We start from the raw sequence: 20,786 nt of genomic DNA on the forward strand, positions 1-20,786 counted from the left end.
TTAAATGACAAAGCTTAGCGTGAGCTGATAGCGATAACGCTTTTCAAGTAACTGGTAATGCTGATGGACACTTGGCGTCCATGAATCATCACCACCAACCCCCATATGGAAACCATCAAGGCGGACATAAATGCTATCTTGCTTGACCAGTTCATTGGTGTGTTTGGCTGTAGCCAGATTCTCCTGACTAAACTCACTGACCGCAAAATGGAAATTGCCTCGTATAAAGAGTTCCCCCACCTGCGCTTGGCTAACATCACAACGTAAGCCATTCTCTGACGGGAAAATGTAGTCGGTATGCATCAGCTCTACAGAAGAGTGATAACGGCCAAAATGGGCGGAAAGCTTTCTGTCAGGATAGTTCTCATGCGGACCACGACCAAACCAACTCACAGGTTGCTGATGTTCACTCACACCATGGTCATACAGCGCCAGCTCCATACCTATCCTTGGTAATGGGGGCAGTCCATTAGCCAGCTCGACATCGACATCTATCGAAACATCACCACTTTGCGAAATCTGATAGCGCCAGGTAGAAAGTATGAAAACTTTACCCGCTTGCAGATAGGTCGCTTTAGCCACAACCTGCACACCTGCCTTGTTTTCACTCCATTCAAAATCAATTGATTGACGCTCAAGAGAGGCCAAGCCAATAGCCTGCCAACGAGCGAACCAAGAGTTGGGGTCGAGTCGATCCGCTTCGCTAGTACCAATATCATTGTCTAACGGGGCGCGATAGAAGTTATCCAAAACAGGCTGAGTCAGTTTTTCGTTGTCGTTTACTTTCCAACTGCAGATAGCACCGAGCTGCTTATCGAACTCAATAGCAAAAAGATCACTGTAGACCAACAGCTTTTCAGGACTATCAGAGACATTAGCCAGCCAGGCTGGATTGGCGTCTGGTAGTACTAACTGAGCATCGACCGATAATTCAAACTGTTCACTAGCCGTGATATGTCCAACCTCCGCCCATGGTGTTGACTGGTTAAGCACTACATCAAGATTAAGGTGATAACGAGCGCCTACTTTGTCGCGTGCAGTGCTGTTTTCCAGTACCAGTTCAACGCTTTGCTGACAGTCAATCACCAGCTCAATCTGACCACAATCAACCACAACCCCATCTTCTAACACTTGCCATTGAAGTGTTTCTCCTAGTGAGGAGGTAAATAGTTTTTCGCTGCTAATGCGCAGGGTAAGCGGTGCCTGATCGATTAGATTAAACTGATAAAACTGCTGTGCTTTCTTCACTTCGAACAGCGTCGGATGAAGGGTTCGATCCGGGAAAATAAGACCATTGATACAGAACTGGCGGTCATTGATTTCATCACCAAAGTCACCTCCGTATGCCCAGTATTGATTGCCCTGCTCATCAACCTTAGTCAAACCCTGATCGACCCAATCCCAGATAAAGCCCCCTTGCAGACGAGGATGATCGCGAAAGGCCTTCCAATAATGACTGAAACTGCCTAAGCTGTTGCCCATCGCATGAGCGTATTCACACAGAATCAAAGGCCGTTGTTCGTCAGGTAAGGCGATGGACTTTTTGATTCCTACTCGCGGTGTCACATGTGGCTGGTGAGCAACAACAGGTAGATCCCAGTCCACACGGGCATACATAGGGCAGATAATATCTGTCGCAGCGGTCATTGCACCGCCCCCTTCGTACTGTACTGGTCGTGACGGATCACGCTGCTTAACCCATTGATACATAGCATGATGGTTGCTGCCAATGCCAGACTCATTACCTAACGACCAGATAATCACTGATGGGTGGTTCTTGTCACGCTCGACTAAACGCGTCATACGACGCATATAGGCATTGAGCCACTCACTATCGTCAGACAAGCGGCACATAGGAAACTGACCGTGAGTTTCGATATTGGCTTCATCGACTAAATAGAGACCATACTCATCACACAGTTGGTACCACAACGGATGGTTAGGGTAATGAGCGGTGCGCACTGCATTGAAGTTGTTTTGTTTAAGCAACTTGATGTCGCGAAGCATATCTTCACGCGTCATCACATGACCTAATTCAGGATGGTGCTCATGGCGGTTCACACCTCGAATCAACAACGGCTGCCCGTTGACCTTGAGCTGCCCCTGACTGATCTCAACCTGCCTAAAGCCAACGTCATAGCTTTCGCAGTCCACTAACTTACCCTGCTCATCCAACAAACTAATCACCACTCGATACAGGGTCGGTGATTCTGCGCTCCATAACTGTGGGGCATTGATATTTAAGCTATGGTTGACTTTGTCACACCATGGGCCTTTTTCGTCGACAAACTCGACTCCAGCACTGGCATCCTGAGTAATGACTAACTGCTGTTGAGCATCATAAAGACTAACTCTAACCACATGCGGTAGATTCTTTTTTGACAAGGTCGTCACGACCTTCAGTCTGGCATCGCGGTAACTGTCGTCTAGCTCAGTCACTACCTCGACATCTTTAATATGAATGGCAGGTTTACTCAGTAAGGTGACGTCTCGAAAGATACCGCTAAGCCACCACATGTCCTGATCTTCGAGATAGGAGCCATCGCTCCACCTCAACACCATCACGGTAATTTGGTTGTCACCATCAACAAGCAAGTGTGACAAATCGAACTCTGCCGCTAGTCTTGAGTCTTGCGAGTATCCGACCCAATGACCGTTACACCACAAATGAAAGGCACTATTCACTCCGTCAAACGTAATGGTGGTTTGCGCTTCACTGGCGGAAAAATCAAAATGGCAGCGATAAACACCGGTGGGATTGTGCTGTGGCACCAACGGAGGCGTGTCAGCAAACGGATATTTCACATTGGTATATATAGGTTTATCAAAACCTTGCAGCTGCCAGTTTCCCGGCACCGTTATTTCACTCCATTCACTATGATCAAAACTCTTATCAACACACTCAGCGGGCACATCTTCCGGCCTTTCGAACAGCTCAAAGTGCCAACAACCATTGAGGCTAAGCTGCTTCTCCGATTGAGACTTGGTTAAAGCGTTCTGTTCGCTTGAATAAGCATGAAGAGGAGCGTGCGCGGGTAAAACATTATGGTGAACCACATGCTGGTTCTCCCATTCTCGCGCCGCTATGATTTGGCTAAAAGTTCTCATCACAGCACCCTAAAGATAAGAGAAAAGAGAGCGCCCCCATTTGGCAAGGCAGTGCTCTGAAGGTAACACCACCCCAAATAGAGTGGTGCCATCCTCTACTTGCTACTAACCAGTAAATAGGGAACGTCAGTAGCAAGTAAGGGAAGATTTATTGCTGAATTACTTAAACGTACGCTGACGTACTTTTTCTAGTTTTTTCAGAATATTGTCGATACGTTCAGGTTTAACCATAAACTCCTGGAAACCCTTCATACCTTCTTTAGCCATCGCTGGATCGGTATCGCGATCGTAGAACTGAGCCGTACCCTGAGCGCCAGCAAGCATCTGAACACCTTTGTTGAGGAACTCATCATCCGCTGCTTTAGCTTTGTTGTTGGTCGGGATTTGTAGGATAGATTCATTGATCAATTGCTGAATTTCAGCCTGTGCGACAAACTCTAAGAACTTACGTGCGTCCTCTTTGTTCTTCGCTTTGGTAGGGATATGAATAGTATCCATTGGCGCATCTTCTGCTACAGGAACTGAAGCATCAATAATTGGGAACTGGAAGAAACCCATTTTACCTTGCATATTTTCAGGGAAGTTTGGCGTAATGAAGTTACCAATCAGGTACATAGCAGCTTGACCGTTGTATAGGAATGGCTGTGCTTCTTGCCATGAGTAAGATGCATGGTTATCAAGGAAGTAGCCCGGCTCAACCAGTTCAGCCCAGTTGGCAAAAGTTTTCTTCACACGCTCATCAGTGTAAGGGATCTTGCCGTCCATAAGGTCAATGTGGAAATCAAGACCGTTAGTACGCAAGTTGATGTAATCGAACCAGCCAGCTGCTGTCCATAAGTACTTAGTACCGATAGCAAAAGGAGCAACATTGTTCTGTTTCAGCGTTGCTGAGGCGGCTTTCAGCTCCTCCCAAGTTTTAGGTTCTGCAATGCCATACTGCTCGAAAATATCTTTACGGTAGTAAACACCCCACTGGTAATAGGTGTAAGGCACACCGTATTGCTTGCCGTTAACCGTCATTGCCGGAGCTGCAGCCGCAAAGTCCTGCTTCATATTTTTATCAGCCCAGATATCGCTTACATCTTCAAACAGGCCACGATCAACAAAAGTTTTCATACGGTTACCCGCATACCAGAACACCACATCTGGTGGTGATGTCACCAGCCAGTTACGAATCGTGGTTTTGTAGGCTTCTTTATCATACAGGTTGTACTCAACCTTGATGTCTGGGTTTGCTGCTTCAAAGCGTTTAACAATCTCTTGCCAGGCGGCTTTGGGTGCAGGGTCAGCCTGATCTGAGTTAATCACTAGAGTTCCGGCCCAAGCGGTGGTCGAGAGTGTTGCTCCGAGAACTGCAGAGGCAGCAAGATGTTTCACGTATTTCATATTCAGATCCTTGTTTGTGAGCAGATGCTCATGGGTCCAATAGTTATATTTATTAACGACATAAAAGAGCTGACCAGCCAGAGAAGAGTGACTGGCAAGCTGTGAAAACTAACCTTTGGTCGCACCAAGAGTTAAACCAGCGATAAAGTGACGCTGCATAGTAAAGAACAGCACCACGGGAGGAATTGCAGCAACAATGGCGCCAGCAGAGATAAACTGCCACGATGCCAGCCACTGACCTTTAAGTGAACTTAAGCCTGCGGTAACAGGTCGCACTTCGTCGCTTTGCACCAGCACCAGAGCCCAGAAGTAATCATTCCAGATAAAGGTAAATACCAGCACAGCCAATGCAGCCAAAGCAGGGCGAACTAATGGCAAAACAACATGCCAGAATATTTTCCACTCGCTGACCCCTTCAACTCGTGCCGCCTCAATCAATGCATCCGGAATACCGACAATAAAGTTGCGCATAAACAGCGTGCAGAAGCCGGCTTGGAAGGCGATGTGGAACAGAATCAATGCCCAGTGAGTATCGTATAGGCCAAAGCTAATGGTCAGGTCACGAACTGGGATCATCAGGATTTGGAAAGGGACAAAGTTACCGGCGATAAACAGCGCAAAGATCCAGACATTGGCTTTGAACTTGTACTTAGCCAAAGCGAAACCAGCCAAGGTAGACAGAGCAACCGCACCCGCTACCGCAGGTAGAGTGATCAATAAACTGTTAAACAGATACTGACCCATCGACGTTGAGGTAAATACCTGAGTGTAGTTCTCGACCAACTGGAACTCACTTGGCCATCCCCAGTAGTTACCAGTATTGATGTCTTCGATGCCACGAATAGAGGTCATCATCACTGCGATAAGAGGCAGTAGCCACATCACTATCGCAATAGGTAGCGCGACGCGGTAGCTGATATTGGCAAAGCGTCCCGCTTTTTGAATCGGTTGTGGGTACATTATTTTTCACTCCTCAACATACGCCATAAGAAGTAAGCGATATACACATCCATGATGAGGAACAACACAACAGAAACAGATGCGCCATATCCCATTCGGTAGTTGAAGATCGACTCTTCATACATTTGGTACGCCAGAACTGTCGAACTGCCCCATGGACCACCAGCGGTCATAGTGGCAACTAAGTCAAATGAGCGCAGCGCGCCAATGACAGTCACGACAATAGCAATAAAGGTAGCTGGACGAAGTTGAGGGATAACCACATACCAAAGCATGCGCCATTTCTTCGCTCCATCAAGACGAGCAGCTTCAATTTGTTCTGGGTCGAGATTGTTTAAACCTGTCAGATACAAAATCATGCAGTAGGAGATTTGTGGCCATAGGCCTGCTGCGATAATGCCGTAGGTGACATAATCTTCATCAGCAAGAATTGAAATAGGTTCTATGCCAAACGCGCCAAGCACCATATTGAACAGACCAAACGACGGATCATAGAACCATGCAAACACCAAACCCACGACCACTTGAGAAATAACAAATGGGAAAAAGAACAACGACTTAACTACGCGAATCCCTTTTACCTGTTGATTAAGGAACAGTGCAATTGCCAAGCCGATGGGTGGCGCCAGCATAAAAAAGACCAGCCACATAGTATTGTTCTTTAGAGAGGTATAAAACGCTTCAGAGTCAAACAACTCACGGTAGTTATCTAAGCCAACCCAAACTTTGTCCCCCAGACCATCCCACTCATAGAAGCTAAGCCAGATACTATCTAAAATTGGATAGATAACGTAAATAGCAAAAATAGCCATTGCTGGGGCTAAAAACAGCCATGGTGAAAGCTTTGCGCTTACCCTTGCTTTACGTCTTGCGGAAGGAAGACGATTTTCGGGGTATATCGTTTTCACAGATTGCTCCATTTCGTGTGACTCCTTGTCACATCCTTTAGTTATATCCACTTCAGTAAACGCTATTAAAAGTAGACAAAAAGTTACTAAAGGATGAAGTTTTATCTAATCTACAATTACATATTAATAACTATGATGATTAAATACATACCGAGAAATCATTTTTGTAAACGTTTCCACAAAAATGCTCATTTTCCACTAAATAACCATAATCACGATCAACTATTTCCCTTTACGAGGTAACAAAAATCTATCAAGCGAGTATGTTTTATACATCAGGCGATATTTGTGCTGTTTTAACGCGCATGATTCGCTCACTAGAAAAGTATTTTGAGCCATAAGGCAAGGAGTAACTATGGCTGACATCAGCTTAAAACAGGTCATCAAACGCTATGGGGATGTGCAGACCATTCATGGTGTTGATCTGGAAATAGAGAACGGTGAGTTTGTTGTCTTCGTTGGGCCATCAGGTTGTGGCAAATCGACACTTTTACGTCTTGTTGCTGGACTAGAGGAGATCTCAGGTGGAGAGATCCATATAGATAACCAACTGGTCAATGATGTAGATCCCGCCGAACGCGGTGTTGCCATGGTGTTTCAGTCCTACGCTCTCTACCCGCATATGACAGTGGAAGAGAACATGGGCTTTGGCCTCAAAATGAACGGTCAGCCAAAAGCGATGATCGATAAACAGGTTCAAAGCGCAGCGAAAACTCTACAACTTGATCATTTACTTAAGCGCAAACCAAAAGAACTTTCTGGTGGTCAGCGTCAACGTGTTGCTATTGGTCGCGCCATTGTCCGCAACCCGAAAGTCTTCCTGTTTGATGAGCCACTCTCAAATCTGGATGCCGAGCTGCGCGTCGACATGCGCTTGCAAATTGCCAAGCTGCATCAAGATTTGCAAAACACTATGATCTACGTAACTCATGATCAGATTGAAGCCATGACTCTGGCCGATAAGATCGTGGTATTGCGTGACGGACGTGTAGAACAGGTTGGCTCTCCACTTGAGCTATACCATAAACCACAGAATGAGTTTGTTGCCGGGTTTATTGGTTCTCCTAAGATGAACTTTATCCCAACCAAGATTGAGTCTTCTAGTGGTCAAGGTTTACAACTGGTTAGTGAGGATGGTTCCGTGTTCACCTTGCCAGCAGTACAGCGCTCTTTGTCTGCAGGTGACAGCATTACATTAGGCATTCGTCCGGAACATCTGGAAATTGAACTGTCTGGGGATGTTCATTTTAACTTCCAGAGTGAAGTGGTAGAAAGGCTTGGCAACAGTACCTATATGTTTGGTCAGGCTTGCGGTGTTGATGGCTTTAAGGTCCATCTGCCTGGCGATCAGGAAGTGACAAAATTCCAAACAATGGACTTAAGCTGTAAACATTCAGATTGCCATCTTTTTGATCAACAAGGTCTGCGGGTGGAGTAACTGTGTTGATTTCAGTGGCTGAAGTTAGATCTCAGTCACTGAGTCATTAAATATTGTCGTATTGCATGTTCTATACTTGACTTAAAGCTATGTGAAATCATTACTTTATATGCAAATACTGACGTCAGAAGCACGGACTCGCCACTGGCAACAAATTAAGCAGGCCTTTTATCAAGACAAGCTCCTTTATGGTTACGTCCTGTTTACGACCATTGCTTTGTATTTGATGTCGCTAATGTTTAGCTACGCTTCTCACATCGAGTACAGCGCATTTACTTACCTCAGCACCCTGATTCGAATCTGCTACATCACCTTTCTCACATGGAGCAGCGCCTATTACCTTTATCTTCTTTATCACCGTCGACCTCATCCGATACAAGCCTATATCAAAACCCTGATCGGTTTCTTTAATCCACTTTCAAAGGCGATAAGCTTTATTCTGTTGGTATTAGCGCTGAATCTCACTTACTCATGCTATTCGTATCTTAAGTCTGTAATACCGGACATCAAACCATTTCAGTATGACTTGGCTTTCTATGAATTAGATAAGTGGCTTCATTTCGGAGTTTCACCCTGGGAGATCACTCATGGGATCTTCTCTTCCCCCTTTGCGACCTATGGGATCAACTTTCTCTACCACCTATGGTTTCTGCTTATGTGGGGGATGACATTGTTTTTTATCGTTCGTCGTGACCTAACTCATCTTCGCAATCAGTACTTGATCGCTTATATGTCAAGCTGGCTTTTGATAGGTGGTATTACCGCCACTCTGCTCTCTTCTGCAGGCCCTTGCTATACCCACTTACTCAATCCCGAGCATACTCACTATTTGCCGTTGATCGATTTGCTCAACGATCAAAGTCGCATCATGGTTGAGGCGGGATGGTTTCCCGTCTGGGCCTTAGATGTACAGGATACCCTTTGGCTTAACTACTTAGGTCGCGAGGGAGGCATTGGAGCGGGTATTTCGGCGATGCCGAGTATGCACGTCTCCGTTGCGATGCTGATGGCATTAGCCAGCTACCAGTACAACAAGAAACTTGGCTTACTCATGTGGGCATACATGATTTTCATCCAAATAGGCTCTGTCCATCTTGCATGGCACTACGCGATTGATGGCTATCTAAGCATCATATTGACGTTACTCATCTGGAAAGGCTGTGGTTGGATATCTCATCGACTCACTAGCGAACCGTCTCAGTAACGATTTGTCGAATCCAGCAGTTCTTTTCTTCATACTGATTGGCTTTGGCAAACAATAGGCGAATATCAAAATCAGGGATCTCAATCGGGCTAGTGATCGCTTGCAGATCATGTGAATACATTTCCATTTCAGCAAAACGTTTCGGCACAATACACAGTAATTTCCGACCTAGTAACAAGCGTCTGATAGTAAGAAAGTTGCGTGATGCCACACCTACCCTTCTGGTATATCCGAGCTTATACAATGATTTATCAACTTGAGTTTGCAGCCTACCATCAGGGCTAACTAAGGCATGTTCTACTGCGACAAACTCCTCAATCGACATCGTATCACCTGCTTCAACCGTATTAGGATCGAATAAGCACAAGTGTTGCTCTGTATAGAGCAGCTCAGACAGAAAACGTCGATTAAGGTTTTCGATACTACCAATCACGATATCCAGCGCTTCGCTCTCAACGATATCTACATAATTGCTGCGATTGACGTTAAAAAAACTGACCTGTGAATTTGGTGATTGGTGTTTGATCGCGTCGTACAACGCTGGTGCAAAAAGCTGCTCAGCGTAATCCGTTAGTCCTATTTTCCATACGCCAGTATAGCTTTGCGGAGCAAAGTGCTTCTTAACCAATAAGTCATTCTTAATGCTACCAAGCAGCTTATCGATCACTGGAGCAATGTCTTGAGCGTGCCGAGTCGGCTGCATCGTCGCCCCCACTCGTTCGAATAAAGGATCATCAAATAGCGCTCGCATTCTCTGCAACGTATGACTCATAGCAGACTGACTGACAAAGCACTGTTCCGCCGCTAGGCTAACACTGTTGGTTTGGTAAAGAGCTTGAAACGCCACCAGTAAGTTAAGGTCGATCCCTTTCCAGTTAAACTCCTTCATGAACCTATCCTGTTTAATTCATAGTTTGTATTAAGAATATCAATTTGAGTCATTTTAGTTCATTGAGTAGAGTATGGGCAGTATTTGTTAGACGAGTAACATGGCAATGTTGTCGATTTTTAAAACCTTCTTTTGGCTTGGTTGGATAAGTTTCGGTGGTCCAGCGGCTCATATTGGCTATTTTCGTAATACCTTCGTCGAGAAACTCAAATGGCTTGATGACAGTGAATATGCTCAAATCGTCGCACTGAGCCAATTCTTACCCGGTCCCGGTTCAAGCCAGGTGGGCTTTGCTCTAGGTTACAAACGAGGTGGCCTTGGCGGCGCGTGTATGGCGTTTATTGGCTTTACACTACCTTCCGTACTTATCATGCTGGCGTTAGCTATGTTAAGTAGCCAACTGACTGAAACCACCACCTTTCATAATGTGGTTCATGGTTTGAAATTACTTGCGGTTGTAGTGGTTGCCGATGCAACTTGGGGGATGTACAAAAACTTCTGCAAAGAGAAGCTATCGGTGGCACTTTGTTTGATAACGGCTGTCGCACTCTTACTTTTACCTGGTATTGCGACCCAAATGGGTGTCCTGATTATGGCTGCTTTGATCGGTGTAAAATATTTAGGTAATGACGACGCGCTCAGCACCAGCAAGTTTGAGCCTTCTATTACGCCTCTTGCCCTGTTTGTTGCTTTGCTTGTTGGACTGCCGTTTGCGGCGCAAGTATTACCCGCACTAGGTCTATTCAGCGACTTTTTCCAAGCAGGTAGTTTGGTCTTCGGTGGCGGCCATGTGGTTCTTCCACTGCTACAAAACATTGTCGGTGATCAGCTAAGCCAAGATGCCTTCCTAACAGGCTATGCGGCAGCACAAGCGGTTCCTGGGCCTATGTTTACCTTTGCAACTTACATAGGTTATGAGTTGATGCCTTCAGCCCCAATTACGGGTGCGTTAATGGCGACTTTAGCGGTTTTCTTACCGGGCTTTTTATTGCTACTTGGAGTACTAAAGAACTGGCAATCACTGGCTAAAAATCACAAAGTTTCTGGCGCCGTCAACGGAGTAAATGCTGCGGTTGTGGGGTTACTGGTCGCCGCTTTATACCAACCGGTATTTACCAGCGCAGTGATGAATCCACTTGATATCTCGCTGGTTCTCGTTGGCTTCTATTTACTCAAGCAACAGAAACTGCCGATTGTTTGGATGGTCGCATTCTTTATGCTGGCGGGGTTCGCTACTGGCTATATCGCTTAACAAGAATGCGAGTAGAGAAAAGGGGGAGCGTGCTCCCCCTTTTCTATTGATCTTGTCTAGCTTTCTCCTCCCTAACCATAGCAAGGGCTTTTTCTAGATTCTCATTAGCGACTTTGTAGTAAGTCGGTCTCGAATCAATCGCCTGCTGGAGATATGGAATCGCTTGTTCTGGTTTACCCTGAAGGGTAAGGAAATAACCCACATTATTTAACGCTTCTGGTTTCGTCATATGCTGAGAAAATACGTTCAGAGCACGATTAATCTCACCTTTAGCTAGATAAATTAACGCTAAATTATTCAAAGCTTTATCATTATTGGGCTCGTTATCCAATGCCTGTATAATGAAACGCTGAGCTTTGCGATAATCCCCTGCCATATAGAAAGAGTATCCAACATTGGTCAAGGTTTTAACCGAGTCAGGATCAATACTGAGCGCCTGCTTATAGAAGGCTTGAGCCAATTCGTGGTTTTTGTCCAAGTCAGCGATGACCCCCAACCCCATTAAGGCATATTCAGGCGAGTAACTATCAACCTGAAGCTTATTGACGGCTTCCACCGTACTTAGGTCAGTGTTACTCAAGGTCTTGTTGTTATTAAACCTCACCTGATCCGCATTGACTGCTCGCATAAAATAGCTGGTACCCTGCTGAATATCTCCATTGCGACTGTAGAGGATACCAAGCTGTTCAAGGACTTGGATATTGTTGGGATTCTCCTCAATCGCAATCAGATAGGCTTTTTCAGCCAGCGCTAAGTTCCCTCTAGATTGGTGTATACGACCAATGTTGAACAGTGAACGATCTCTATACTGACCGTTTTCAAACGAAAGAGAGCGAATGTATTCATACAAGGCTAAATCGGTGTTTCCGCCACTCAGCGCCTTGTCACCCCGTTCGATGGCCTCTTTCTCTGTCGTCGGTGGTTCTTCTGACGAAAGTGAGTCGATAGGTTTACCATCATAGAGAGAAGTGTCTAAGCTCGACTCTTTAGAGGCACATGCGGAAAGTAATATCGCAGATAAAGCGAATACAACCAGTTGAATTCCTTTCATAGTCCGTCCTTATTTTCCCATAGATGCAGTGAAGAGCAGCATTGACGGACCAATTGCAACGATAAAGAAGCAAGGCCAAATAAAGATCAACAGAGGAAAAATCATTTTCGTTGGAATCTTAGCTGCAACCTCTTCGATTTCTTGATTACGCTTGTCTCGATAGTCTTCAGTATACTCACGTAACGTTTGTGACAAGCTACCGCCTATTCTTGATGCATGAGCCAACATAGTCACCAGACCAGCGATCTCTTTCAGCCCCGTTCGATAAATCAAGTCATTAAACGCATCCGACAATTCGACCCCTGCTTTTACTTTGACACATACGGTATCCAGTTCATCAGCAAATTCAGGGTGCGATATGGTCAACTCATCCGCGACTCTGCGAAGAGCAGCGTTAAACCCTAACCCAGACTCAGTACACACAACCAATAAATCTAAGGCATCTGGAATCCCACTGCGAATCTTTGATTGCCGCTTATCAACCATATATCCGAGCACAATATTCGGTCCATACATGCCGACACCAACGCTAACAATCATGGCAAGGTTACGCATTGGCATATCTGGAGCAAAGAAGAAGAATCCTGCCGCCATCAGTAGCCCTACCACTAACGACAACGCTTTAATTGCATAAAAGATAGTGAGCGCACTCGCATCAAGATAGCCCGCATGCATCAGCTTTTCACGAATGCTTTCACTCTCTTTAGAGTTGGAAGGTTTCATGGCTGGTGCAAGCGACTCTAAAGTATTCTCTAAGCGTTTTGTCCGCTGCTTTTCGACACCACTAGTACTTTTAAGTTGGCTAAGTTTGGCTTTTAACGGCGATTTTGAGCCGACGAGTAACAGTGATAGAGTGAAAATGATCAACACGGTTGCCAATAGGATCAAGCCTAAAAAAACAGTCTGTTCATCAAGGTTAAAGGACGAAATAAAGGTCAGTACAGAGTCCATATCACACCTCGAAGTTAATGATTTTTCTGATCCACAGTGAACCAAAAAATAGACTAACGACACCCCCACTCACAAGTTTCATTCCCCTTGGGTCGGTATAGAGCGGCTCGACATAGCCAGGGTTAATCACACTGAGGAAAATGAACAGAACAAAAGGTGAAAGAACCAATATCCACGCCGACAGGCGGCTTTCCGCTGACAAGGTTTTGATTTTTCTTTGCAGCTTAAAACGCGCCCGCAGCACTCTTGATACTTTCTCAAGGTTCTCCGATAGATTACCGCCAGTTTCTTTTTGCAACAAAACCGCACTGGAAAACGCGAGCATGGAAACCGTTGGTGTACGCTCCGCCATCTGCATGATCGCCATCCGCATGTCATAGCCGTAATTGAGTAAGTTGAACGTGTTTTTGAATTCAACTCCGATTGGTGCAGGCATTTCCAACCCCACCTCATTAAAGGCCTGGGTGACCGGCTGACCCGCTTGTAACATACGACGCATGATATCTAGGGCTTCAGGCAACTGTTCTTCAAAGGCCGCCAAGCGATCTGAAATCTTCTTACCTAACCAAAAATATAGACACATCCAAACCGCAATAATCGCTGCGATCCCGACATAAAGAGGTTGACCAATAAACAGCGCGATAAAAAAACAACAAACCGACGAGATAGATGTAATGAGTAGGGTTTGAGTTAAACTCCAGTCATATCCAGACAGCTCAATCATTTTCTTGAGTGACGACAGTGCCTCAATTTTTACTAAACGACGATCCCAAGGGGTCAGGCTTTTTAAGTAATGTTCATGAAGCAGTGAACGTGCCTCTTCATCTAATTTAGACTGGGACTCCTTTAATCGTTCTGATAACTCTTTATGCTTTGCTTTACTCCCTGCTGCAGGCAGAATCAGCGCCTGCGAAATAAACACCACTGCGAAGAAAAGTAAGACAAAAAAGAGTGTCGCATCCTGCTGCATAATGCCCCCTTCTATGAGTGTGACTCATTAAAAATTTCGAAAGGAAGATGAAGGCCTTTTTTAGAGAGCTGGTCATGACATTGCGGCACGACTCCCGTCGCCGTAAAGTGTCCTAAGACATTCCCTTCTTCATCCATTCCTCTACGTTGGAACTTAAAAATCTCCGACATGGTAATAATTTCACCCTCCATGCCGTTGATCTCACAAATGCTGACCATACGTCGCTTACCGTCTTCCTGACGTTCCATTTGCACAACCAAATGAATGGCCGACGCAATTTGAGAGCGTAGGTTTTTGGCGGTCATATTCCAGCCCGCCATCGCGAACATATTCTCTACCCGAGAGAGAGCATCGCGCGGCGTATTGGCATGTATTGTCGCTAACGAACCATCGTGGCCAGTGTTCATCGCAGCTAACATATCAACCGCCTCAGCACCACGAACCTCCCCCAGTACAATTCTGTCGGGGCGCATACGCAGTGAGTTTTTCACCAAATCTCGCTGGGTGATCTCCCCTTTGCCTTCAAGGTTAGCGGGACGTGTTTCTAGTCGAACGACATGAGGTTGTTGCAATTGAAGTTCTGCCGAGTCTTCTATCGTCACAATACGATCATCAGAAGGAATAAAGTTCGAGAAGATATTAAGTGTGGTGGTTTTTCCTGAACCGGTACCACCTGAGATGAGTACATTCATCGCCCCACGCACCGCTGCTTCAACAAACTGAGCCATTTCGGGAGACAGAGAGTTATAGTTGAGCAGGTTATCCATATTCAACTTCTCTACCGCAAAGCGGCGAATCGACACTGATGAACCATCAAGCGCAAGAGGTGGAATAATGGCGTTTACACGTGACCCGTCAGTCAGACGAGCATCGACCATAGGTGATGCTTCATCAATACGTCGACCGACCTGACTCACGACTCTATCAATAATGTTGCGAAGATGTCGCTCGTCAAGAAAGGTGTAAGGAGTTAATTCCAACTTACCACGTCGCTCAACAAAGACGTGCTTAGGTCCATTCACCAAAATATCCGACACAGTCGGGTCTTTGAGCAGTGGCTCAAGAGGACCTAAACCAAAAACCTCATCTTCGATTTGTTGTATTACCCGTTTACGTCCTTCCGCACTCAATGCGTGCGTTTGGTCTTCCGCCATTAGCTGTACAACGGCGTCGTGCAACTCAGACTTAGCACGTTCCTTTTCCAAGCTCGCCAACAAGCCTAAGTCGAGCGTTTCAAGCAACATTTGGTGATAATAATGTTTAACCGAAAGCTCTAGCTCGAGTTGCTTCTTCTCTTCTTCAACGGCATGACCTTTCGCTTCAGCCTCGCGACGTTTTCTTTCTTGAAAAGATTCAGCAGCCTTTTCTTCTACCACTTGACTTGTTTGTGGCTCTGTAGTCACAGCCTCTTGTCGTTGATTCGCTTGCTGGATTTGACGCTCCTCAGCTTCAACCACTTTCTTTTGTAGCTCCGGGTTTATGTTTTTCCTTTTAAAGAACATATTAGCCCCTTGTTATTATCAAGCTTTGTTAGGAGAACATTTTCTTAAACCAACCTTTCTCACTCTCCTTATCCGGAACTAAAGAGTGTGCTAATCGTTGAACTGACTTGGAAATTGCGCTGCCTTTTTTGGACAGAATAAAAGGTCGGCCTAAGTTGGCACTTTCAAGCGCAACTTTAAATTCATTAGGTATGGTGTGAATTTTCATGCCACCTATGGTTTCTTGAATATCCTTTAATTTGATCGACTGTCGCTTCTCATAACGATTGACGATAATTTCCATTTGATCTCTAGAGACACCAAACTCGAACGTCAGCACTTTGATAATCTGCGTCGTATTTTTAATCGCGACTAAGTTTTGTTGAGTCACCAAGAACAGTTTCGTCGCGGGTGAGATAACCGAACCAAACATCCGATCAAGCCCGCGAGATAAATCGATCACAATGTATGGGTATCTTTCACGTAAGATAGTGATTAACTTATTGAGTTGAGGGGCTTTTTCGAAATTTTCATGGCTATTTTCACGTTTAAAACCGATAGTGTGCAGACCAGATTCATGCTTAGTGACTAACCCACCCAGAGAGACTTCATCCAAATCAGAAAGATTCGCGATGGCATCTGTGAGACCGTAAGTACAAGAAACGTTAAGATAATCTTCTATCACGCCAAACTGAGTATCTAGATCAACAAATAGAACATTATCTGGGTTCTGTTTTGCAATCGTAATGGCGGTATTGAGCGCCAACATTGATGCACCCGCACCACCTTTAGTATTCATAAATACAAGCAGCTCACCAAGGTTTCTGCTTGCCACTTTTTCTTCAGCAACATTCCTAAGTAGCGGAATCAGCTCCCCCAAGGTCGCCTTGTCGGAAATAAAGTCTGCGGCTCCAATGCGTAAAGCGATTTTTAGTGCGCCATTGTCATTCTCATTGCCGAAAACAATCAATGACGCTTCATGGCCAGTAGCATGCTCTGGCCCCTCATACTGTTGAAGCTCAACAATTTTTTGTGCCCAATTCGGCCCCGTCTCTACAAAAATAAGATCAGGTGGAGAGAAATGTGCAAGATTACCTACCACCAGACCATGGAACGAAATCATTTCAAAGCTGACACTAGGGCACTTTGACAGCTCATGACTGATATGAAGGTGAAAGGCGTCAGATAAATAGAATACCCAAACAGTTAAGTTTGTTTTCAGTCTTATGGGTTGGTCACCATGAGTCGTTAGCGTCACTGCTTCTCCCATCTCGTTCTCCTAGCAGTCCGTGCTATTTTCTTCATTAAAGGGGGTCTCTCTGTGATGACCTAGGTTTTCCCTTGGTCGAGTCGTTTCAAACTCCGGAACAGACAGACCTCCTGTCAAGTTGATGAAACTGAGCAAGCCAGTAAATTGATATTCAAAATCAACGACTTTAGCCCTCACATATTCAATTGTAGGAAAGATTGCATCATCTGTCAGAGTTCCTTGAATAACATTCCCCGAAGCATCGAGATACTCAATGGTCAGATTGCTAGCAGAGAAACCATACGGCGCTCCGCTGACTACCGCTAAGGCTGGAATATTGGCTTTATCCTCAACTTTACAAACAACCGCCAAACGCGCGGCGATTCGTGTCATGTCATTAACCATCTGCAATGAATAGATGTAACGCCCTACCTCAATCACAGCAAAAATTACCAATAACAACGCGGTTGAGACCAAGGTAAATTCTATGATCGATAGACCTTTTTGCTTCTTCATGGTGCAGTCCTCATCATTGCCGAAGCATTTAAAGGCACTGCAAAATTGAGCGTCGAGCTAAACTCAGTAATAACCGGAACATAAGTATGATTAATCGTGACTGTGACATAACCATTCTCATGTAATACAGTGACGTCTGACGTGTCTATGCCACTCATCAAAGATACAGCCCCGTCCCCCACAACAGTTTTACCGTAAACGACCATGTTTTTAATTTCATCGACATCGGCGATTTGGTCATAGCTTGATGTACCAGTTACACCAGCGGTTGCATAACGAATTCCGCTCTGAGCCATTTTGGTTAAGTTTGTATATTGAACAAACGCATTACCAAACTCAGCAATCGACATTAAAATCATCATTAATACTGGCAGAACAATCAGCATTTCCACTGCTGCCAATCCTGTTGTTCGGGAGTGATTCCTATTGCGTTTGTTCATGATTCATCCCCTCCCGGATCCTTATACAAGACAATGGTATAAGGACCTTCATTACTAGAATCTTGACCTGGATTCCCGCCCGACGCAGTACAGTCAGAAATAAACTCCCCAAACACGGCTTCTTTACCGCTATTGGAGGTCGGTGCTTTTTGCAGCATAAAGAAGCACCCTAATGCAGTAACGGTAAAGCTGCTTGTCCCACCACTGGCTCCCGTGCAGTCCACAATTGGAACGACCAAAATACGTCGATCATGCTGTCCGCCTGAGTCCATTTTGCAGTCAGGATCGCCTGAGCAATCCGGCAACGCATCGTTATAATCTTCGTATCCCCACGGCTCACCTTCAACACTCTCATCGTTGTAAACGATATTGCCATCATTATCTAAAGTCGCTTTGGTGTCCGGTTCCTTTACGTAGATGTCTGAAGGAAAATCACTGGCAGATAGCCCACCACCGCTATAAGCACCAAAACGCGTGTTTAGCCCCTGGCCTACCGGACCTATCGTATTGCCGGGTTTGGTTATAACGGTATCACCTACCCCAACACTTCCTTCATAACCACCAGCGAGAGCTTTTCTCACCGTGTCTGCACCAGAACCAAAGTCAAGCAGTTGATAATTACCCGATCCCATATCACTCTGATTCTGTTCGGCAATTTTAAGTGCGTAGAGTTCTCCTGTATCGTAGCCAGTCGAACCTCCAGTGCCTGAATCACCTTCACATACTGCCATAGGCACAACATTGACCACATCAATACCCGGGCTTGGTCCTGCCACCGCGCTCGATACTAACTGTTTATCGACGCCAAATAGGTAAGCAAAGAAATTATCAAGCGAGTATGCACTTACAGTGACACGAACATAAGTATCCAAGTTCGCGTTATAGCCACTCGACTGAGGAAATATGGTGGGATCGTTTGAATACTCTACTGTGACGGTCGCATTGGAGAAGTCCATTTCGGAGTTGCCAGTAGCCGCTGCGACGTTATTCAATGTTGAGTTGGCCGCGGTGGTCGCTTGGGCATTTGTCCCTTCGCTATCCATGACAATGGCGGCAGCTAACGCAGCAGCATCGACACTGTTTTGCAATCTCGCTTTATTTAGCACAGCATGGCTTACATCAATAGACAAGGCAGCGACGCCTACCAAAGCAAGCATCGCTACCGTCACCATGACCAAAACCAAGCCCCTTTGTCGCGAATATTTACCTATTCGCTCTCTTGGCAACCTCATTGCGTCCATCCTTAGGGTCTAATTAGCAAACCCCTGCAAAACTTGACTATCAGTGCCTCCTAAGTCGGAGCTCTGTTTGCCTGTATAGACTTGATAGGCACTTTCCATTCGTTCACCACTACCCGAAGGAATGACTCCCAAGTTTTCTTGAGATGCATTTTGATTGTATGTTTGTTGTGTTTTTACCTTGGCCACATGGTGTCCTAAACGCGGTTTATTCGCGCAGCCGAGAAGCAGAGCGGAACAACAAACAACAATCGCTATAGTTATTACGTTTTTCATATCGCTCTCCTACAAACTATGTCCAAATGTGCCTTCAGTGCCGCCTTTACTTCGGTCAACATACTCTTGTTCATCGGCAGGTTTTGCTTTGGGTGTTTTCTTGACAGGCGCGATATACGAACCACGACCGAGTAAGTAGTACTTAAAATCATTGGGTTCGACAAAAGAGTCAGTCGGCAGAGTGACCTTGTTTCGGTCAATTGGCTGCGCGAGCCTTGGTGTCACTAAAATAACCAGCTCAGTTTCACCTGAAACATACTCTTGGCTATTAAACATTTGCCCCAAGATCGGAATATCGCCTAAACCGGGCATCTTGCTCGCCACATCACGTACATTTTCACTCAGTAGTCCAGCGATACCAATCGTCTGTCCATCCGCTAGCTCAAGAGTAGACGAAGCACTGCGACGCGTAATGGGAGGGATAACGTAGGTGCTATTGGTACTACCTGGAGACAAAGTCAGCGAAGAACTGTTGGCAATTTCACTCACATCCACCGCTAAGTTAAGATTAATTTTTTTGTCGCTTAACACGGTTGGGATGAACTTCAGACCCACACCATATTCTTTGTACTCGATCGTTATACCTTTATCATCCGGTACTGGGATTGGGAATTCACCCCCAGCTAGAAATTCCGCTTTTGAGCCACTCAACGCAGTCAAATTGGGCTCAGCCAATACCTTCGCAGTGCCGTTTTGTCGGGCGACATCGAGGGCGAAACTAAATAAGGTATTGCCATCAATAAAGGAGCCTAAAATCCCGTAATCACCAGATGTCGGTATCTCAAAAATTGGCGTCGCACCCGCGATACCAGCTGCGGTAGATGCCCCGCCCCATTTAAACTTAGAGCCGCTGGATTGGAAGAAAGCAAAGTTAGCATCAAACTTACGCACTAAGCTGCGCTGAACTTCAGCAACGGTAACTTCAAGCATGACTTGCTGCGCACCACCAATCGTCATCAGATTTATCACGCCAGTTTTATCAACTTGCTTACTCAGAGACTCATTTTCCTTGTCTGCTTCTCGTCCAGCGGAGTAGGTTTCTGCCACTCTCAAAGCAATATTCATTGCCGCTTGATTGCTTATCTGCCCACTCAGAATCAATCGGTTTTGAGCACTGTGCACTTCAATGGTTTCATTGGGTAAAAACTCAAAGAGTTTGGCCTTGAGGCTGTTTAAATCATGAGTGACTTCAATATTGATGGATTCAATCAGTTGACCACGGCTATCCCAAGCCATCAGGTTGGTCGAGCCAAGCTTCTTACCAATCAAAAACAGCTCATCGGATTTGAGCATCACGATATCAAGCACATCCGGGTCACCCAATGAAACACGCTTTGCTTTGCCAGCTAATGTTACGTGTGTGGATTTATGGTGGGGAACTTTGACCACTTTCCCTGATTGTGAAGCCGCATAGGTAACACCACTGCACAGCAGCAAGATAAAAAACAGTGTTATTATTTTATTCATAG

General features: G+C 45.4%; 18 protein-coding genes. 3 read left to right on the plus strand and 15 right to left on the minus strand.

The genetic code is table 11. The features are described from left to right. The 4 genes from ACQEXR_RS03310 to ACQEXR_RS03325 all read right to left on the minus strand — a co-directional run bounded on the left by ACQEXR_RS03310 (position 1) and on the right by ACQEXR_RS03325 (position 6,374). On the minus strand, positions 1-3,108 hold the full coding sequence (locus ACQEXR_RS03310; RefSeq protein WP_427019743.1) for a beta-galactosidase: 3,108 nt from the start codon (positions 3,106-3,108) through the stop codon (positions 1-3). A 159-nt stretch (positions 3,109-3,267) separates the two neighbouring features. Continuing rightward, entirely contained in the window at positions 3,268-4,494 is a 1,227-nt protein-coding gene (locus ACQEXR_RS03315; RefSeq protein ID WP_331416485.1) for an ABC transporter substrate-binding protein, read from the minus strand. Between the two features lie 108 nt (positions 4,495-4,602). After that, complete coding sequence (locus tag ACQEXR_RS03320; RefSeq protein ID WP_331416484.1) at positions 4,603-5,454, minus strand: carbohydrate ABC transporter permease; 852 nt, start codon at positions 5,452-5,454, stop codon at positions 4,603-4,605. Next, complete coding sequence (locus ACQEXR_RS03325; protein WP_331416483.1) at positions 5,454-6,374, minus strand: sugar ABC transporter permease; 921 nt, start codon at positions 6,372-6,374, stop codon at positions 5,454-5,456. Before ACQEXR_RS03325 ends, ACQEXR_RS03320 begins: the two co-directional genes overlap by 1 nt. 343 nt (positions 6,375-6,717) lie before the next feature. On the opposite strand from ACQEXR_RS03325, the gene ACQEXR_RS03330 reads away from it, so the two are divergent. Beyond that, positions 6,718-7,800 carry an ABC transporter ATP-binding protein gene (locus tag ACQEXR_RS03330; protein ID WP_427019744.1) on the plus strand — a complete coding sequence of 361 codons (1,083 nt, stop codon included), beginning with the start codon at positions 6,718-6,720 and terminating at the stop codon, positions 7,798-7,800. A gap of 109 nt (positions 7,801-7,909) precedes the next feature. Further along, a complete protein-coding gene (locus tag ACQEXR_RS03335) occupies positions 7,910-9,004 on the plus strand; it encodes a phosphatase PAP2 family protein (RefSeq protein ID WP_138970428.1) in 1,095 nt (364 codons plus the stop codon). Here the strand turns inward: ACQEXR_RS03335 and ACQEXR_RS03340 are convergent. Then, complete coding sequence (locus ACQEXR_RS03340; RefSeq protein ID WP_427019745.1) at positions 8,985-9,893, minus strand: LysR family transcriptional regulator; 909 nt, start codon at positions 9,891-9,893, stop codon at positions 8,985-8,987. The genes ACQEXR_RS03335 and ACQEXR_RS03340 overlap by 20 nt on opposite strands. 106 nt (positions 9,894-9,999) lie before the next feature. On the opposite strand from ACQEXR_RS03340, the gene chrA reads away from it, so the two are divergent. After that, positions 10,000-11,145 (plus strand): chromate efflux transporter, encoded by a 1,146-nt coding sequence (gene chrA / locus ACQEXR_RS03345; protein ID WP_331416479.1) that lies wholly within the window; start codon positions 10,000-10,002, stop codon positions 11,143-11,145. A gap of 43 nt (positions 11,146-11,188) precedes the next feature. Here the strand turns inward: chrA and ACQEXR_RS03350 are convergent, their stop codons facing one another. From ACQEXR_RS03350 to ACQEXR_RS03395, 10 genes are read right to left on the minus strand one after another with little or no spacing between them, the layout of a single operon-like run. Further along, positions 11,189-12,196: a tetratricopeptide repeat protein gene (locus ACQEXR_RS03350; protein WP_331426700.1), complete on the minus strand. Its 1,008-nt coding sequence runs from the start codon at positions 12,194-12,196 to the stop codon at positions 11,189-11,191. Between the two features lie 9 nt (positions 12,197-12,205). Then, positions 12,206-13,147, minus strand: coding sequence for a type II secretion system F family protein (locus tag ACQEXR_RS03355; protein WP_427019746.1), 942 nt, complete (start codon positions 13,145-13,147; stop codon positions 12,206-12,208). Position 13,148: 1 nt separating this feature from the next. Beyond that, a complete protein-coding gene (locus ACQEXR_RS03360; protein ID WP_138970423.1) occupies positions 13,149-14,117 on the minus strand; it encodes a type II secretion system F family protein in 969 nt (322 codons plus the stop codon). Positions 14,118-14,128: 11 nt separating this feature from the next. Beyond that, on the minus strand, positions 14,129-15,619 hold the full coding sequence (locus ACQEXR_RS03365) for a CpaF family protein (protein ID WP_138970422.1): 1,491 nt from the start codon (positions 15,617-15,619) through the stop codon (positions 14,129-14,131). 28 nt (positions 15,620-15,647) lie between these two features. Continuing rightward, positions 15,648-16,868: an AAA family ATPase gene (locus ACQEXR_RS03370; RefSeq protein ID WP_427019747.1), complete on the minus strand. Its 1,221-nt coding sequence runs from the start codon at positions 16,866-16,868 to the stop codon at positions 15,648-15,650. Between the two features lie 9 nt (positions 16,869-16,877). Continuing rightward, positions 16,878-17,363, minus strand: a complete 486-nt coding sequence (locus tag ACQEXR_RS03375; protein ID WP_138970420.1) for a TadE/TadG family type IV pilus assembly protein — start codon at positions 17,361-17,363, stop codon at positions 16,878-16,880. Next, complete coding sequence (locus ACQEXR_RS03380) at positions 17,360-17,803, minus strand: TadE/TadG family type IV pilus assembly protein (RefSeq protein ID WP_427019748.1); 444 nt, start codon at positions 17,801-17,803, stop codon at positions 17,360-17,362. The genes ACQEXR_RS03375 and ACQEXR_RS03380 overlap by 4 nt, the downstream gene beginning before the upstream one ends. Continuing rightward, the gene (locus ACQEXR_RS03385; RefSeq protein WP_138970418.1) at positions 17,800-19,035 is read right to left on the minus strand and encodes a pilus assembly protein TadG-related protein; all 1,236 of its coding nucleotides are present in this window, start codon (positions 19,033-19,035) and stop codon (positions 17,800-17,802) included. Before ACQEXR_RS03385 ends, ACQEXR_RS03380 begins: the two co-directional genes overlap by 4 nt. Before the next feature lie 18 nt (positions 19,036-19,053). After that, entirely contained in the window at positions 19,054-19,317 is a 264-nt protein-coding gene (locus ACQEXR_RS03390) for a hypothetical protein (RefSeq protein WP_138970417.1), read from the minus strand. 9 nt (positions 19,318-19,326) lie between these two features. Next, the gene (locus ACQEXR_RS03395; RefSeq protein ID WP_138970416.1) at positions 19,327-20,784 is read right to left on the minus strand and encodes a type II and III secretion system protein family protein; all 1,458 of its coding nucleotides are present in this window, start codon (positions 20,782-20,784) and stop codon (positions 19,327-19,329) included. Positions 20,785-20,786: the final 2 nt, after the last annotated feature.

Source organism: Vibrio sp. TRT 2004 (genome assembly GCF_050113735.1).
Taxonomy (GTDB): domain Bacteria; phylum Pseudomonadota; class Gammaproteobacteria; order Enterobacterales; family Vibrionaceae; genus Vibrio.

Bases quoted from the DNA above. Each gene is read 5' to 3' on its own strand.
- ACQEXR_RS03310 (WP_427019743.1), bottom strand. From the start codon at position 3,108: ATGAGAACTTTTAGCCAAATCATAGCGGCGCGAGAATGGGAGAACCAG.
- ACQEXR_RS03315 (WP_331416485.1), bottom strand. From the start codon at position 4,494: ATGAAATACGTGAAACATCTTGCTGCCTCTGCAGTTCTCGGAGCAACA.
- ACQEXR_RS03320 (WP_331416484.1), bottom strand. From the start codon at position 5,454: ATGTACCCACAACCGATTCAAAAAGCGGGACGCTTTGCCAATATCAGC.
- ACQEXR_RS03325 (WP_331416483.1), bottom strand. From the start codon at position 6,374: ATGGAGCAATCTGTGAAAACGATATACCCCGAAAATCGTCTTCCTTCC.
- ACQEXR_RS03330 (WP_427019744.1), top strand. From the start codon at position 6,718: ATGGCTGACATCAGCTTAAAACAGGTCATCAAACGCTATGGGGATGTG.
- ACQEXR_RS03335 (WP_138970428.1), top strand. From the start codon at position 7,910: ATGCAAATACTGACGTCAGAAGCACGGACTCGCCACTGGCAACAAATT.
- ACQEXR_RS03340 (WP_427019745.1), bottom strand. From the start codon at position 9,893: ATGAAGGAGTTTAACTGGAAAGGGATCGACCTTAACTTACTGGTGGCG.
- chrA (WP_331416479.1), top strand. From the start codon at position 10,000: ATGTTGTCGATTTTTAAAACCTTCTTTTGGCTTGGTTGGATAAGTTTC.
- ACQEXR_RS03350 (WP_331426700.1), bottom strand. From the start codon at position 12,196: ATGAAAGGAATTCAACTGGTTGTATTCGCTTTATCTGCGATATTACTT.
- ACQEXR_RS03355 (WP_427019746.1), bottom strand. From the start codon at position 13,147: ATGGACTCTGTACTGACCTTTATTTCGTCCTTTAACCTTGATGAACAG.
- ACQEXR_RS03360 (WP_138970423.1), bottom strand. From the start codon at position 14,117: ATGCAGCAGGATGCGACACTCTTTTTTGTCTTACTTTTCTTCGCAGTG.
- ACQEXR_RS03365 (WP_138970422.1), bottom strand. From the start codon at position 15,619: ATGTTCTTTAAAAGGAAAAACATAAACCCGGAGCTACAAAAGAAAGTG.
- ACQEXR_RS03370 (WP_427019747.1), bottom strand. From the start codon at position 16,868: ATGGGAGAAGCAGTGACGCTAACGACTCATGGTGACCAACCCATAAGA.
- ACQEXR_RS03375 (WP_138970420.1), bottom strand. From the start codon at position 17,363: ATGAAGAAGCAAAAAGGTCTATCGATCATAGAATTTACCTTGGTCTCA.
- ACQEXR_RS03380 (WP_427019748.1), bottom strand. From the start codon at position 17,803: ATGAACAAACGCAATAGGAATCACTCCCGAACAACAGGATTGGCAGCA.
- ACQEXR_RS03385 (WP_138970418.1), bottom strand. From the start codon at position 19,035: ATGAGGTTGCCAAGAGAGCGAATAGGTAAATATTCGCGACAAAGGGGC.
- ACQEXR_RS03390 (WP_138970417.1), bottom strand. From the start codon at position 19,317: ATGAAAAACGTAATAACTATAGCGATTGTTGTTTGTTGTTCCGCTCTG.
- ACQEXR_RS03395 (WP_138970416.1), bottom strand. From the start codon at position 20,784: ATGAATAAAATAATAACACTGTTTTTTATCTTGCTGCTGTGCAGTGGT.